14 protein-coding genes and 1 other RNA gene are annotated in these 16,277 nt (G+C 40.9%); 4 read left to right on the forward strand and 11 right to left on the reverse strand.

The genetic code is table 11. The features are described from left to right. Positions 1 to 42: 42 nt before the first annotated feature. Positions 43 to 1,656: a ribonuclease Y gene (locus tag J5M87_RS08280; protein ID WP_154608908.1), complete on the reverse strand. Its 1,614-nt coding sequence runs from the start codon at positions 1,654 to 1,656 to the stop codon at positions 43 to 45. Between the two features lie 129 nt (positions 1,657 to 1,785). Here J5M87_RS08280 and J5M87_RS08285 point away from each other — a divergent pair, with 129 nt between their 5' ends. Further along, positions 1,786 to 2,268 (forward strand): S-ribosylhomocysteine lyase, encoded by a 483-nt coding sequence (locus tag J5M87_RS08285; RefSeq protein WP_154608907.1) that lies wholly within the window; start codon positions 1,786 to 1,788, stop codon positions 2,266 to 2,268. A gap of 284 nt (positions 2,269 to 2,552) precedes the next feature. Here J5M87_RS08285 and J5M87_RS08290 read toward each other — a convergent pair whose 3' ends face one another. The 5 genes from J5M87_RS08290 to J5M87_RS08310 form a co-directional block, all read right to left on the reverse strand. Then, positions 2,553 to 3,935: a cell division site-positioning protein MapZ family protein gene (locus J5M87_RS08290; RefSeq protein WP_230082381.1), complete on the reverse strand. Its 1,383-nt coding sequence runs from the start codon at positions 3,933 to 3,935 to the stop codon at positions 2,553 to 2,555. A gap of 8 nt (positions 3,936 to 3,943) precedes the next feature. Then, positions 3,944 to 5,101 (reverse strand): THUMP domain-containing class I SAM-dependent RNA methyltransferase, encoded by a 1,158-nt coding sequence (locus J5M87_RS08295; protein ID WP_154608906.1) that lies wholly within the window; start codon positions 5,099 to 5,101, stop codon positions 3,944 to 3,946. Between the two features lie 51 nt (positions 5,102 to 5,152). Beyond that, positions 5,153 to 5,519: RNase P RNA component class B (gene rnpB / locus J5M87_RS08300), an RNA gene on the reverse strand. A gap of 17 nt (positions 5,520 to 5,536) precedes the next feature. Continuing rightward, positions 5,537 to 5,869: a cell division regulator GpsB gene (gpsB, locus tag J5M87_RS08305; protein WP_154608905.1), complete on the reverse strand. Its 333-nt coding sequence runs from the start codon at positions 5,867 to 5,869 to the stop codon at positions 5,537 to 5,539. Between the two features lie 73 nt (positions 5,870 to 5,942). Beyond that, a complete protein-coding gene (locus tag J5M87_RS08310; protein ID WP_160463301.1) occupies positions 5,943 to 6,476 on the reverse strand; it encodes a DUF1273 domain-containing protein in 534 nt (177 codons plus the stop codon). A gap of 71 nt (positions 6,477 to 6,547) precedes the next feature. Here J5M87_RS08310 and recU point away from each other — a divergent pair, with 71 nt between their 5' ends. The 3 genes from recU (at position 6,548) to rsmG (ending at position 10,118) form a co-directional block, all read left to right on the forward strand. Further along, a complete protein-coding gene (recU, locus tag J5M87_RS08315) occupies positions 6,548 to 7,168 on the forward strand; it encodes a Holliday junction resolvase RecU (RefSeq protein WP_154608903.1) in 621 nt (206 codons plus the stop codon). Then, the gene (gene pbp1a / locus J5M87_RS08320; protein WP_160463300.1) at positions 7,149 to 9,287 is read left to right on the forward strand and encodes a penicillin-binding protein PBP1A; all 2,139 of its coding nucleotides are present in this window, start codon (positions 7,149 to 7,151) and stop codon (positions 9,285 to 9,287) included. Before recU ends, pbp1a begins: the two co-directional genes overlap by 20 nt. A gap of 117 nt (positions 9,288 to 9,404) precedes the next feature. Then, a complete protein-coding gene (rsmG, locus tag J5M87_RS08325; RefSeq protein ID WP_154608902.1) occupies positions 9,405 to 10,118 on the forward strand; it encodes a 16S rRNA (guanine(527)-N(7))-methyltransferase RsmG in 714 nt (237 codons plus the stop codon). Positions 10,119 to 10,248: 130 nt separating this feature from the next. Here rsmG and J5M87_RS08330 read toward each other — a convergent pair whose 3' ends face one another. The 5 genes from J5M87_RS08330 to J5M87_RS08350 form a co-directional block, all read right to left on the reverse strand. After that, positions 10,249 to 11,085 (reverse strand): energy-coupling factor transporter transmembrane component T family protein, encoded by an 837-nt coding sequence (locus tag J5M87_RS08330; protein WP_154608901.1) that lies wholly within the window; start codon positions 11,083 to 11,085, stop codon positions 10,249 to 10,251. Positions 11,086 to 11,088: 3 nt separating this feature from the next. Beyond that, positions 11,089 to 12,759, reverse strand: a complete 1,671-nt coding sequence (locus J5M87_RS08335) for an ABC transporter ATP-binding protein (protein ID WP_154608900.1) — start codon at positions 12,757 to 12,759, stop codon at positions 11,089 to 11,091. A gap of 862 nt (positions 12,760 to 13,621) precedes the next feature. Further along, positions 13,622 to 14,608: an oxygen-dependent tRNA uridine(34) hydroxylase TrhO gene (gene trhO, locus J5M87_RS08340; protein WP_154608899.1), complete on the reverse strand. Its 987-nt coding sequence runs from the start codon at positions 14,606 to 14,608 to the stop codon at positions 13,622 to 13,624. A gap of 159 nt (positions 14,609 to 14,767) precedes the next feature. Further along, a complete protein-coding gene (locus J5M87_RS08345; RefSeq protein WP_154608898.1) occupies positions 14,768 to 15,313 on the reverse strand; it encodes an ECF-type riboflavin transporter substrate-binding protein in 546 nt (181 codons plus the stop codon). 18 nt (positions 15,314 to 15,331) lie between these two features. Continuing rightward, positions 15,332 to 16,180, reverse strand: a complete 849-nt coding sequence (locus tag J5M87_RS08350) for an SAM hydrolase/SAM-dependent halogenase family protein (RefSeq protein WP_154608897.1) — start codon at positions 16,178 to 16,180, stop codon at positions 15,332 to 15,334. Between the last annotated feature and the right edge of the window lie 97 nt (positions 16,181 to 16,277).

Genomic DNA, 16,277 nt, shown 5'->3' on the forward strand with positions numbered 1-16,277 from the left:
AAAATAAAAAGACTAGCTCCTAAAAACTAATCTTTCTAATTCTTATTTAGCAACTTCCGTTGCACGTGTTTCACGGATAACTGTTACCTTGATATTACCCGGGTAATCGAGATTGTTTTCAATCTTCTCACGAATATCATGGGCCAAAATGGTAATCTTATCATCATTGACAATATTTGGATGAACAATAATACGTACCTCACGACCAGCCTGAATCGCATAGGCTTGCTTGATGCCATCAAAACTATTGGCAATTTCTTCTAAATCTTGGAGACGTTTCACATAGGCTTCCATCGATTCACGACGTGAGCCTGGACGAGCTGCACTGAGGGCATCTGCTGCTGCAACAATCACCGCAATTGTACTTGTCGCTTCAACATCACCGTGGTGACTCGCAATTGCATTGACCACTATTGGATGCTCCTTATATTTACGAGCTAATTCTGTTCCAATCTCAACATGGCTTCCATCCACCTCACGGTCAATAGCTTTCCCGATATCATGCAAGAAACCTGCGCGGCGAGCCATATTGACATTCTCACCGAGTTCTGCCGCAAGCACACCAGCTAATTTTGCTACTTCAATCGAATGACGCAGTACATTCTGACCATAAGATGTGCGGAAATGCAAGCGTCCCATAGTCTTAATCAAATCTGGGTGAAGATTTGGTGCACCAATTTCATAAGCTGCTGCCTCACCATATTCCCGGATGCGATTGTCCATCTCAACACGGTGTTTCTCAACCAATTCTTCGATACGAGCTGGATGAATCCGACCATCTTGCAATAGAGCTTCCATGGTCATGCGGGCAATTTCACGGCGAATTGGATCAAATCCAGATAAGACAACCACTTCTGGCGTATCATCAATAATCACATCAATCCCTGTCAGACTTTCAAAAGTCCGAATATTTCGACCCTCACGTCCGATAATCCGACCTTTCATGGTATCATCTGGTAAATGAACGGAGGTAATCGTTTGCTCTGCCACATATTCACCAGAAATCCGTTGCATTGCTTGAGCCAACAAGTCTTTGGCTGTCTTATCAGCCCGTTCTTTGACTTCTCGCTCTGCTTCTTTTATGCGAGTGGCAATTTCATGGGTCATCTTATCACGTGTATCCGTTAGAATTAAATCACGTGCTTCTTCCTGAGTGAGCGATGCTACCCGTTCTAATTCGAGAGCCTTTTGCTCTTCTAATTTTGCGACCTCTTCTTCGCGCTCTTCAATGTGTTTAGACTTATCTGTAAGGGATTGCTCCTTTTGCTCCAAAGCTTTTTCTTTATTTGTTAAATTATCGTCTTTACGGTCTAAGCTGCTTGCACGTTCTGTCAAGCGCGCTTCCGTTTGTTTCAATTCTTGTCGCTCTGACTTAAATTCTGCCGCAATTTCTTCACGATATTTTCGAGCGTCTTCTTTCGCCTCTAAAAGCAATTCTTTTTTCAAGGTTTGACGGTCACGTTCCGCAACAATCATCAACTGATCTGCCTCTTGCTCAGCTTTGCCTCGAATATTACTTGCTTCTTGTTCAGCGTTTAAAAGTGTTAATTCTGCAGCTTCTTTTGCAGTTTTCATTTTTAAAGAAATCGCTAGATAACCAATAACTAAACCAATGAGAGCGGAAACAAGAGCAACACCAATAGATAGTGCAGTCATTTTTCCACCTCTTTTTTTATTTATTTTTTAGATTAAAAATCTTCTTTCATTTTATCATATTTTCATCCATTTCACAATCTCCAAATCAAAAATATGTTATAATCATTTTGAAACAAAAGGAGGAATATTATGACAAAAGAAGTTCTAGTTGAAAGCTTTGAATTGGACCATACCATCGTTAAAGCACCTTATATCCGCATGATTTCAGAAGAAAAAGGGCCTAAGGGTGATGTCATTTCAAATTATGATATCCGTCTTGTCCAACCAAATGAAGACGCTATTCCTACTGCTGGACTCCATACCATTGAGCATTTACTGGCTCTTCTCATCAGAAAACGAATGGACGGCCTGATTGATTGCTCACCATTTGGCTGCCGAACAGGTTTTCACATGATTATGTGGGGGACTCATTCTACTACTGAGATTGCACAGGTCATCAAATCTTGCTTGGAAGAAATTGCAGAAGTAACAAAATGGGAAGATGTTCCTGGTACAACCATCGAATCCTGTGGTAACTATAAGGACCACAGCCTCTTTTCCGCCAAAGAATGGGCCAAATTAATCCTATCACAAGGCATTTCCGATGACCCCTTCGAACGAAATCCGGTTTAATATTTCTAAATCAAAGAGATTGGGCAATATGCCACTCCTCTGTCGTTAGACAGAACATCTAACGACAGAGGAGTAGTTCGCTCCAATCTCTTTTTCTTATACCTGACAGATAACACGAATAGGATTGTATAGTGGATTGAGAAAGGAATAGAACAAGACAAGGAGCTGCAGATAGAACTGACGTTCATCAAAGCGACTGAACGATGTCTTAAGCTTTATTCAATTCACTATAATGGCAAGAACAATCAAGATTTTCATAGCAAACTTGAAAGTTATTCCGCTTTTTAATAATCCAAATCATCCGCATAACCGGCACCATTTCCAACAAAATATCCTGTCTTCGCATTCATTGAGAAGAGATAGGTTCCATCTGGTCGGAATAGATTATAATATCCATTACCATTGATAATATTGACCGGCTCTAAAATATAGTTGTATCCTGAAATGTATCCCCGTTCTTGCGATACCGCAATAATGTGTTCAAGAATGCCAGGATTAAAGCTCCAAGCAGAATTAGTTGCATCTGCAATCTTCACTTGATCATAGGGTACACGACTTAGATTGCGTTGAAGAGTCACTCCTGCCGGAATCGCCATCCCATAAAGAGGATGACTTCCCACAACAACCTGACCAACTGTCCCACTAATGGCAGCTGAAGTCTCTACTGGACTCTCATTGCTTGTCTCAGCTGAAGGAGCAGGGGCTACTGGAGCCACTGGGGATCCAGACACAGAGGTTGCCGTTTGTTGTGACCGCCCTAGATTGATAGCTGCTGTCAATTTGGCATCTACAGCATCTAGTCCCGTAGCGATAGGTGACAGGCTCTCTCCTTCTTTCACTGTTGCACTAGTATCCAGTTCCCCATCTACAAGCACTGGCTTATCAAATTGGCCATTGATCCCTTGAACAGCCTTGATAGCCGCTTCCAACTGGTCATACTTTTTCTTAGCTGCTTGGTAAGCAGAAGACTTGGTATCCAGTTTATCCAAGACTTTTTTAAGTTCTGCTAACTTTCCAAATTCGCTATTTTTTAACTTTGTCTGTCCCTTATCTGCAAAAAAGCTCGCATATAGGGCATCAAATGCCACCAGATTTGTATCTTTTGCAGGAGAGCTACTACTTTGACTCGCTGAAGTAGAAGAAGTAGAAGATTCAGAGTTCGTTTGCTCAGCATGTTTCGCCCAAAGAAAGGCCATTGTTAATGCTCCAACAAACAGTACACCTAAGGCACTCCAAACGATAATTGGTTTACGAGAAGTTTTTTCCTCCTCAAACTGATTAAACTCAGCTGTCTCGGGATCTGGAAGAGAAGCTACTTCAGGTTCTTCCTCTGAAACTACCTTATGAAAAGCCAAGGCATCTACAGCTCCTTCAATCGATTGATTTGGTTGAAATTCAAAGGTCTCCTCAAGATTTTCTTCTACTTGAAAATTCTCATCTGCATCAAGCGGAAGATACTGCTGGGTCTCAAACTTTTTCGATTCAATTTCTTCACGATGCTGCTTGATGTACCGATCTAACAGACTATCTTCTTCGGTAACACCCGCCTTAATTTCTTCTTGTTTCCGAAGGGCTTGGCCAACCGTCAACTGTTTTGCTTTTTCAAATTCCAAGATTTTTTCTTCATCATCTGGGTGTTCCGTATGCTTTTCCATCTTTTCTGCCATGTTTCTTCCTACTCTTTCACCGCTCGCTTAACACGCTGACCAAAGAATTGATAAAGGTCAACCTTCAATGTTCCATTGTATAATTTGCGTTTTTTGTCTGCTTGATTACCATAACGCTGTTCAAATTGTTCATCACTGGTCAAAATGAATTTAGACCAGGTTGCTAGAGGTGCAAATGTTTCGCCCATTTCACGATAGAGTGTACGAATCGCATCGTCATTTAACAGCCGCTCTCCATAGGGCGGGTTTGAGACAATGACACCATTTATCTTATCGGTACGAAAATCCTGCAAACGCATTTGCTTAAAGATAATATCGCCTTCAACACCCGCAGCTAGGGCATTCTTCTGAGCAATTTCAACCATTCTGCCATCAATGTCAAAACCTGAAATATCCAATTCTACATCCGAACGAATAGCCTCACGTGCTGCTTTTCTTTCTTGTTCTACCAAAGAAGCATCTACCCAATTCCATTCTTCAAAGGCAAAAGAACGGTATAGACCTGGCGCAATATTTCGTGCTATCATCGCTGCCTCGATACAGAAAGTTCCTGAACCGCAAGTTGGATCGACCAAGGGTTTATCTGGATACCAGTTAGACAATTGTAAAATCGCAGCCGCCATATTTTCCTTAATTGGCGCACCACCTTTGTCCGCACGGTAACCACGCTTGAACAAACTAGAACCTGTCGTATCAATTAAAATAGTCGCAACATCTTTTAAAATCGATACCTCAATCTTAAACTCTGCTCCTACTTCCTGTAATGGAACACCCTCTGGTCGTGAGAAATGCTTTTGTAACTTCTTGACAACTGCTTTTTTAGAAATCGCCTGAACACTTGGCTCATTGTGTAAGGTTGATTTGACACACTTGGCTTTTGAAATAGGAAATTTACATCCCAAAGGCAAATACTCTTCCCAATCAAGGGCAAATACTCCTTGAAAGAGTTCTTCAAATGTCTTGGCTTTGAAACTACCGACTACAATTTTAATTCGATCTGCCGATCTGAGCCATAGATTGGTTTTAATCATAGCCTCAATATCCGCTTCAAAGCGAACGCGACCATTTTCAACCTGACAATCATAGCCCAATTCACGGACTTCTTTTCCAACTACAGCTTCTAGTCCCGCAGCAGCTGTTGCAATAAATGTAAAACTTTTTTTCATGATTCTCCGATAATAAAAGCTAGCAAAGCTAGCCTACCTATATATGCAATTTTCTATAAGCCATGTTTTGTTCCAGTGGTACTAGGCACTACCACCTTCGATAATCATCTGTCTACTGTTTGCACAGTCAGGAAAGTTCGTTCTGTTTCCGACTTTCCCATGCCCCGACCAAAATTTGGGTTGCTAGCTTGAGGGGTTTACCGCGTTCCACTTTCTATGTTTCCATAAAAACTCCGTCACTGTGGCACTTTCAGACCTACTCGAGCATATCTTACGACTTAGCTGTTTGAGTCGCCGTAACGTATCACTACGTCCCTAGGCTTATGGATTCGCCTAGCACAATCACTACCGGCATCACAGCCGGTGCTAGCATGGACTTTCCTCATGATAGCCAACTACCATGCGATTATCCAAAAATTGCAAAAATACACTACCTTAATCTTCCTGAGCAATTTGCTTGCCAAACACTTCTTTCTCAAGACGATTCAAACGACGTAAAATATCAAAATTCGTCGCAGAAGTTGTTCGTTCTGTCCGTAACGTTTCAGAATCTTCTACTGGCAATGTAGTAGCTTTCGGGGCGTTTGCCAACTGCGCTTTCAGACGCGCAATTTCTCCTTTTAACTCCTTGATAATCGCCTCGTAAGCATCATAATCTTTCATGATATCATCTAGAAAATCATTTACTTCATCTGGTTCATACCCACGAAACCCAATCTTAAAATCTTGCTCAAAAATATCTTTCGTCGTAAATTTAATACTTGCCATTTGCCACACCTCTATCTTCTAAAACGTCATTAAGACTATTATATGAAAAAATATAGGGAAAAATCAAGTCATATCACTCAAATTCTTCAAAATTTTCAGCCACTTCATTCAAGCGTTCAAAAGTAAGCGTTTTTCGACTATACCCCTCTTTTCGCAAGATTTCCTGATAGAGATGCTTCAAGTTGGTTTCATTTTCAGTATCATAAAAGAGATACACTCCGTCTGTATTATCCACTAAAAATTGATTGTATTGCCGAAATTGACTCGGATTTTCATAGCGTGGATAAATCATTTTGATAAAATCAACGGACTTAAATTGAGCCAGTTTGATCTGATTGGCTTCATTCCATGTTTCTCCATGATTTTCAAACAAAAACAGGGTCGCTAATTGGCACTCATAGCCTTCTTCTTGCAAGTCCCTCAGCACCTCTAAACACCAGTATTCAAAACCTAGATTCCCCGTAAAGATAAACCATGTTACCCCTTCTTCTAACAAGCGAATCAAATCTTCTCGGATAGCCTTTTTGATAATTGCTAGTTTTGGATCCTTATCTGAAAAGATTCCTAAATCTGTATGGCGATAGCCAATAACCAAGATACTGTTAATGTGCATTACTTGAACTCTTTTCCTATGTTATGGTATAATATAATGATTTTATTTTATCAAGAAGGAGTTCTATGGTCAATTATCCTCATCAGGTTAGAAAAAAGGTCAGTAGAACCAATTCCCTTTCTTTGCATCAACAAGTAGATTTTGCCAATCGTGGTATGTCCTTTGAAGCTGCCATCAACGATAGCAATCAATACTATCTTGCCCATGGTCATGCCGTCATTCATAAAAAGCCTACCCCTGTCCAAATCGTGAAAGTGGATTATCCAAAACGAAGTCGGGCTAAAATCGTCGAGGCTTATTTTAGACAAGCATCTACGACTGACTATTCAGGAGTGTACCAAGGTCACTATATCGACTTTGAGGCCAAAGAAACACGACAAAAAACTGCGATGCCAATGAAAAATTTCCATTCGCATCAGATTGAGCATATGACTCAAGTCCTTCAGCAAAAAGGAATTTGTTTTGTACTCCTTCACTTTTCAACTCTAAAAGAAACCTATCTTCTTCCTGCTGCTGCCCTCATTGATTTTTACAGGGTGGAAAATGGAAAAAAATCCATGCCGATTACCTATATTCGACAACATGGCTATAAGATAGAAATGGGCGGTTATCCAAGCCTCCCCTATTTAGAAATCGTTGAAAAAAATTTATTAGGTGGTGAAAATCGTGAAAAAACCAAACCTTAAAAGAATATCGGTCATACTGGCCAATATTGCTCTCGCTAGTTTCATTTGTGTATTTTTGGCAGTTGCAGCTTTAGTACTCTACTACGTGAAATCTGCCCCAACATTATCAGAAGAAGCTTTGACAGCTACTGTTTCAAGCAAAATCTACGATAAAGACAATCATCTCATTGCAGATCTTGGTTCAGAGAAGCGTTCCAATGCAAAAACCTCTGAAATTCCCCAAGAATTGGTTAATGCCATTGTTGCGATTGAAGACCAACGCTTTTTCAATCATCGTGGAATTGATGTGATTCGAATTGCAGGGTCATTTGTCAATAACTTAAAAGGTGGACGTCTCCAAGGAGGGTCTACCCTAGATCAACAGTTTATTAAATTAACCTACTTTTCAACCTCTACCCACGACCAAACCATTAAGCGTAAAATTCAGGAAGCTTGGCTTTCCCTTCAATTGGAACGGCGAAATACCAAACAAGAAATTTTGACCTATTATATCAACAAGGTCTTTATGGCGAACGGAAATTATGGCATGAAGACGGCTGCGAAAGCCTACTACGGAAAAGAATTAAAGGATCTTTCTCTTCCGCAACTAGCTCTTTTGGCAGGAATGCCACAAGCGCCCAACCAATATGATCCCTATACGCAACCTGATGCGGCTAAATACCGTCGTGATTTAGTCTTACACCAAATGTTGGAACAAAAATACATCTCAGAAGAACAGTACGAAGCTGCTATTCTAACACCTATCACAGACGGACTTCAAGAACTAACCAATACAGCTGCTTATCCTCCCTACATGGATAATTACCTCAAGCAAGTTATTGAAGAAGTTGAAGCAACTACTGGCTATAATCTCCTGACAACAGGAATGGATGTCTACACAAATGTGGATGTTGATGCTCAAAGACAGCTCTGGGACATTTATAATTCCAATGCCTACGTCCAGTATCCAGATGATGAATTTCAAGTAGCTTCTACGGTAGTTGATGTCACAAACGGACACGTCATTGCCCAACTTGGCTCTCGAAATCAAGCAGCCAACGTATCCTTTGGGACCAACCAAGCCGTTGAAACAAATCGTGACTTTGGCTCAACTATGAAACCAATCACAGATTATGCTCCTGCTTTAGAAAATGGTATTTTTAAATCGACCGCTGAGATACTAGTGGATGCCCCTTATAATTACCCTGCTTCTACCACTCCTGTTTATAACTGGGACCGTAGCTACTTTGGTTCAATGACCTTAAAAGCTGCTATTCAATACTCACGAAATGTCCCTGCTGTGAAAACATTGGAATTGGTCGGACTAGAAGAATCCCATAAATTTTTAAATAGTCTAGGAATCTCCTACCCACAAATGTTGTACTCCAATGCTATCTCAAGTAACACAACTGATGCTAGTTCCAAATACGGAGCAAGTAGCGAAAAGATGGCTGCAGCCTATGCTGCATTTGCAAATGGTGGTACTTACTATAAACCTCAATATGTGAATAAAGTTGTCTTTAGCGATGGTACTACTAAGGATTTTGCTGCAGAAGGCAAACGTGTCATGACAGCTGAAACAGCTTATATGATGACGGATATGATGAAGAGTGTCTTAAATTATGGAGCCGGCTTAAACGCTGCAATTCCGGGTCTGCCCCAAGCAGGAAAGACAGGAACATCTAACTATCCGAATGCCGAAATGGAAACAATTTTAGCGACTAATGAAGCAGCCAACTACAGTTCATTAGTCGTTCCAGACGAAAACTTTGTCGGCTATACAACAAAATACGCCATGGCTGTTTGGACAGGCTATACAAATCGACAAACGCCTGTTCTTGATGATAGTATCCCTATTGCTGCCAATGTTTACCGCAGCATGATGGCCTATCTAAATCCTCTTGATACAGCTGAAGATTGGGAAATGCCTAATGGTCTTTATCAGTATGGTGCTTATCTATACTTAGAAGGAAACTATCCGCAATACACCTATACCCCTGCTAGCTCAACTAGTTCCAGTACTACCGAGACAACTAGTACAACGACCAGTAGTTCAACAGAGATAACACCTAGCCAAAGTTCCGAACAGGTGCAACCAGGAACAACAACTCCTACAGCTGAGCAAAGTTCATCTCAATAATCACATGTAAAACAATTGGAGTAGGACAAGGTCGTAATTTCCTGAAGAGCGACTTTCCTCACTCCTTTCTTTATCCTACCCAACACCTATCCCACTTAGTTAGAAACAGATAAAACAATGAAACCAGAAGAATTTTACACAACTTTAGAGGCACAAGGATTTGCCTTAACTGACCAGCAAAAAGAGCAATTTGCCCTTTATTTTAGCCGCCTTGTGGAATGGAATGAAAAGATTAACTTAACGGCCATCGTCGATCAAGAAGGAGTCTATCTCAAGCATTTCTATGATTCGCTGGCCCCTATCCTACAAGGTCATCTTCCAAATGAACCGCTTCGTCTCTTAGATATAGGAGCTGGTGCAGGGTTCCCAAGCCTTCCGATGAAAATTTTATTTCCAAACCTAGAGGTCACCATTATTGACTCTCTTAATAAACGGATTCAATTCCTAACCACCCTTGCTCAAGAACTAGGATTAACAGGAGTTCATTTCTACCATGGGCGGGCTGAGGACTTTGCTCAAGACAAGAATTTCCGTGCGCAATACGACATCGTTACGGCTCGAGCAGTTGCCCGTATGCAAATTTTGGCAGAACTAACGATTCCTTTTCTCAAGATAAATGGTAAATTGCTTGCTCTAAAGGCTTCACATGCAGAAGACGAATTGCTTGAAGCAAAAAATGCCTTGAATCTTCTCTTTGCTAAGGTCATTGAAAACGTAGATTATGCATTGCCAAATGGCGATTCACGGACTCTAACTATTGTAGAAAAGAAAAAAGAAACCCCAAATAAATACCCACGAAAAGCAGGAATACCCAACAAACGACCATTATAAAACCAAAAGAGTGAAGAAACATCATATTGATGCCCTTCACTCTTTTTCATGCTAGTCTAATATGATTTTTGGCGAGTATGACAAACACCAAATCAACTATAAGCTAATTAAAAGCTTAGTCTATACCGATTTATAACTTCCACGGATTGTAAAAACGTCCGCCATTGATAACAAATAATGCTACTGTCAAGAGTAAAATGCTCACCGCAATCAATAAGACGATATAATCTCTTTTTCCAAGAGCTTGGTAGGTATACCACGTTCTTTTTTTATTTTTACCGAACCTGCGGAGTTCCATAGCAGTTGAAATGGTATCAATCCGCTGCAAGGAACTGAAGATTAACGGAATCACCAAGGACAGATTTCCCTTAATTCGGTCCAGAAGTTTTCCTTTCTGAGATAACTCAACACCTCGTGCTTCTTGGGACATTCGAATGGTATAAAATTCCTCTTGAATATCTGGAATATAGCGCATGGTCAAACTGACTGAATAAGCTACCTTATAGGAAATACCGAGTTGATTTAGGCTCGAAGCAAATTGACTAGGATGAGTTGTCATTAAAAAGATAACCGCTAACGGAATGGTACAAAAATACTTCAAGAGAAGATTTAAGAGATAAAATAATTCTTGACTGGTCAACGTATAAGCCCCAATTCCTGACCACAAGATTGTCTCCGCCCCATACAGTTCAACCCCATACTGTGGTGCAAATAGATAGACCATTAGGGCGTTCATAATTGCAAAAATAGTAGTCACAATAAAAACGAAGGAAACATCTTTTATACGGATTCCTGACCATTTAAAGAGAGAGAGCGAAAAGACGGCAATAGCAAGTATCAACCGAGTATCATAGGTTACCATTGCTGCTACTGATACGATAAGGAAAAAGACCAGTTTACTAACGGCTGAGATCTCATAAATGACCCCTTCACCAGCTCGATAGCCGATAATATTTGTTCCTTTCATCTACTATCCCCTTTCTCTTTCCATATAAAATTGGGTCAAAGCAAGCGCATCCACCCCTAAACGTTTCGCTAAGTGGAAAATACTGGTTTCTTTTAAATTTGCAAGCTGAATCAGTTCTGGGTTGCTCAAAATAGAAGCTGGGGGGGCATCTGCCACAATCTGACCATCTACCAAGACTACCGCACGATCCGAATAGTCCAACATGAGCTGCATATCATGTGTAATCATGATAATCGTATGACCCTGTTGATTCAATTCGTCTAAGAAGTCCATCATTTCTGTATAATGGCGTTCATCTTGCCCAGCAGTTGGCTCATCTAGTAAAATAATCTCTGGATTGAGCACCAAGATTGACGCAATGGTAACCCGCTTTTTCTGCCCAAATGAGAGGGCTGAGATTGGCCATTTACGAAAGGCATATAAACCGCATGTCTGTAGTACCTTCCCTACTCGCTGTGTAATTTCTTCTTCGGCAACCCCGCGCAAGCGAAGCCCTAGAGCCACCTCATCAAAAATCATGGTCTGACTAATCATTTGATTGGGATTTTGCAAGACATAACCAATACGTTCTGCACGCTCCTTAATCGAATCTCCCTGAATAGACTGACCCCTCCAGAGAACTTCACCAGAAACCGCCACAAATTGACATAAGGCTTTGGCAAGAGTCGATTTTCCTGCCCCATTTTTTCCAATAATTGCAAGCCGTTCTCCCTGACGAATCGTAAGAGTTAGATCTTTTAAAATCTCTTTTTTGCCATAGGCAACTCTGAGATGTTTGGCTTCAAGAAGTGGAGCTGGTTGAGCCTGAGAAAGGACCATTTCAGGTAGATTTCCGACAGCTACATCCGTTAAACTCAAGTTATCTACAGATGTAAGCGAATCTTCTCTTGTCACATCATAGCCTAACTGACGAAGGGTTGTAAGATAAAGCGGCTCACGGATACCATTTTCAAACAATAAAGAAGTCCGAAGAAGAGTGTCTGGATCTCCGTTGTAGACAATACGGCCGTCATTCACCAAAATAATTCGATCCACCGAACGATACAAGACATCTTCCAAACGATGTTCAATGATAATGGTTGTCGTGCCTTGTTCTTGATGCAGACGATCAATCAAATCCACCGTATCTTGACCAGATTTTGGATCAAGGTTAGCCAAAGGTTCATCAAAAAGTAAAATCGGACTTTCGTCAATCAAGACACCGGCTATACTCACTCGTTGTTTCTGCCCGCCCGACAAATCCTGTGGCCGATGACTGAGGAGCTTATGCAACTCCAAACGGCTAGCCCATAGTTGAATGCGGTCGCGCATGGTATTGATTGGAGTCACATCATTTTCAAGTGCAAATGCCAAATCCTCAGCCACACTAAGGCCAATAAATTGGCCATCTGTATCTTGCAAGACCGTACTAACCAGTAATGATTTATCATAAATAGACAAGTCAAAGGCATCCTTGCCATAAATGCGGAGTGCTCCTGTTTTTGTCCCCTTATAGATATTCGGAATAATCCCATTCAAACATTGACCGAGCGTTGATTTTCCAGACCCTGACGGTCCCACTATTAAGACCTTTTCGCCCTGGTAAATGGTCAAATCGATATCATGCAAGGTCGCCTCTTGTTGCGCATGATATTTAAAACTAAATTTTTCAAACTCAATGATCGCTTTCTTCATAACTACTTTTATCTCATTTCTTCTGCACAGCTGATTTTACTCATTCGTGTAAACCGTTTCCTATCCTTTTATTTTACCATAGATTCTAGTTATTTCCGCATAGTTTTTGGATATAAAGAGTTATAGATTTTACAAAAGGAAACAGGGAGTGGGACTCAATCGTGATTTCGTAGAAATCGATTATCCTCACTCCTTTATTTCTAGGTTCGGGCTAAAATAATCCTCTGGATTAGTTCAGCTTGAAGAAAAAGTCTTTTTATTGCCACCATCCTCATGTGCTTTCGGACATCAGCGACTTCCTTCGGAATTCCATGATTCATCTTCGAGTCTAAGGTCTCGAAGATGCCGAGTGACAGAAAACGTTATTAAATGAACGTTTTCTGTTACTTTTAGCACGGCAGAGGTGGCGGTATTGTGCTCGCTACGCTCGCAAATTTTCTAACCTTAAAACCACAGAAAATGAAATATCATTGTACTGTTTTTCTGAATTGTGAGGTTTGTCTACATTCTGAAATAATCCTCTGGATTAGTTTACCCCCATCCGCAAGGTTGATTAGCTTTCACAATTGAGAATTGTGAAAGGTTGGAAATAAGGCTAGCGAAGAATAGTTCGCTAGCCTCTTTATCAACGTTTTACAAACCAGACAATTCTCGCTTTTTGATTTCCAAGCTCAGATATCAATCATCACTCCCCTGACGATTGATATAAGTCAAACTGTTAAAGCTACAAAAGAAGCAAGGCTGGACACTTTTGTCCCAGCCTCCTCTTTTCCACATCTGATAGAATCTTTTCATTTTAATTTCATACGAAGCACAGGATAAGTTAACGACCTGGTAGATGTTAAAACTGAATGATTCTATTTTATTGTGCTACTACTTCATCAAGCGTCTCACCAATAGCAGCCAAGCGTTCGGCTACTTCTGCCTGTGTCAACTGATGTTCTGCTACATAGCGATTGCGTGGGTGAACACGGCATTCGTGTGAGCAACCACGGAGGTATTTATGCTCATTTTCTTCTGATGCTAAGAGACGAAGGTTACAGAATGGATTGCCACAGTTGACATAGCGCTCACATGGTGTTCCATCAAACCAATCTTTACCGACAACAACAGGATCTACATGGTTGACATCAACAGCGATGCGCTCGTCAAAGACATACATTTTACCATCCCAAAGCTCCCCACGAACTTCTGGATCTTTTCCATAGGTTGCAATTCCACCATGCAACTGACCAACATCTTTGTAGCCTTCACGCACCATCCAACCAGAGAATTTCTCACAGCGGACACCACCTGTACAGTAAACCACCACTCGTTTGTCCATGAATTTTTCCTTGTTATCACGAACCCATTGCGGCAACTCGCGGAAATTACGAATGTCTGGGCGAATGGCACCACGGAAGTGACCGAGGTCATATTCGTAGTCGTTACGTGTATCAAGAACCACTGTATTTTCATCTAAGAGGGCTTCTTTAAACTCTTTTGGTGATAGGTAGGCACCTGTTGTTTCAAGCGGGTTGATGTCGTTATCAAAATCATTGTCTTCTAAGCCCAAGTGAACGATTTCTTTCTTGTAGCGAACAAACATTTTCTTGAAGGCTTGCTCTTCTTCTTCATCAATCTTGAACCAAAGGTCTTCCATACCAGGAAGCGAGTGGACATAGTCCATATATTTTTGAGTTGTTTCATAATCACCCGAAACGGTTCCATTGATTCCTTCGTCCGCTACAAGGATACGACCCTTTAAGCCGATTGATTTACAAAATGCTAAGTGTTCCGCCACAAATTCTTGCGCATTTTCAATCGGAACGTATTTGTAATACAGTAAGACACGAATATCTTTTGCCATAAGATTTCTTCTCTCTTTTCTTTCTAAAAATTGTCTGAATTTTATCATTCAACTCTTCTATTATACTTTGCCAGAGGGATACAAGGCAATTTATTTGCCTGAAAATGTCCACAAAAAACCTGCCCAGCAATCACTGAACAGGTTATGAACAAGTAAGTTCTAATCTTTTGATAAACTATTGCTTTGCACTTGTGTCTTAGCATAGACTACTAGCAAAATCGTCCCTGCAATCGCAACTGTAACGGCATTAGCAGCACCAGCAACCAACCCTTGAACAAAGACTTTATTAGCTGGTTCATGGTAGACTAAGATGTCCAAAACAGGTGCGATGACACCCCAAACAAGAAGGTTCGCCACGATTTGCACTCCGTTGAACAAGACAATATCCTTGGTCGTAAAGACACCTTCACTGATACGCAAGCGATTTTTCACGGTTCCAACAATCAAGCCGAAAATGCCTGATGCAAGAATCCATGACCACCATGGACCATAGGTGAGGGAATCTTTCAGTGCATGGCCGATAAAACCAACTAAAAAGCCAACTAATGGACCAAAAATGACTGATAAAAGAGACTGTACTGCATACTGGAGCTGGATACTCGTATTGGGTACAAAAGTAGGGATATTGATGACTAAACTAATCACCACAAACAATGCTGCCCCAATACCCGTTGCTACAACTGTTTTAATCGAATTATTTTTCATAAACGTTCCCCTTTTTTCCTAAACACTCATTTTCTTGATTTCAATATGCCAGTTTTGTCCAACACCGACATTATAGGCCTTAGCAAATGAGCCTTGATTGATAGCAAGTCCCACACGATAGAGGGAATTGATATAAAGCAAGGGCTGACCGATACGGACATCCGCAAAAGATTTCCCATAGGTTACTTGGTTTTGGTAGACCAGCATGTCATTGTTGTAAATCGTTACCTCAAAGCGGTCATCGAAGGCAGGATTTAAACTATAAAACTCTTCACGTGTAATCGATGTCCATAGAGAACCAAAACGCACATCTAAGATGTCAATCGCACCTTTGACAAAGTCTGAACCCACTTCTGTTGGAACGGTTGGGATTTCAACGATGTCTGCAACACTTAATTCTGGTCCTACTTCTTCAAAGGTAATATGACCTGAAGCCAATTTTGCTCCTGTATAAGCATAGACATCTCGACCATGGAAGGTATAGGAATGTTCTGTATTGGCACGGCGATTCGCCACTTCTGAAATCTCACGTACCGCCTTAATGCCTACGTGTTGTTTGATGAATGACAGAGTGCCATTATCTGGGGTGACAATATAGTGGTTTTGCTCTGTAAGAGCAACCACGCTCTTGCGTTTAGAACCCACACCTGGATCAACCACCGATACAAAAGTCGTCCCTTCTGGCCAATATTCTACTGTTTGAAAGAGTCGGTAAGACCCTTCAAAAATATTGTAGGGTGTAATATCATGTGTTAAGTTATGAACAACCAAATCCCGTGATTCTTGTAGTGCAACTCCAATCATAGCAGATACTGCACCATCGACCAATCCAAAGTCGGATTGTAAAACAAGTAAATTATTTGACATAGTTTCTCCTATCGGTAAAATTACTCTTCTATCATACCAAAAACTCCCCTACTTGACTAATACCAAACCCTTATGAACCGCCATAGGCAGTAACTAT

The organism is Streptococcus sp. zg-86, assembly GCF_017639855.1.
Taxonomy (GTDB): domain Bacteria; phylum Bacillota; class Bacilli; order Lactobacillales; family Streptococcaceae; genus Streptococcus; species Streptococcus zhangguiae.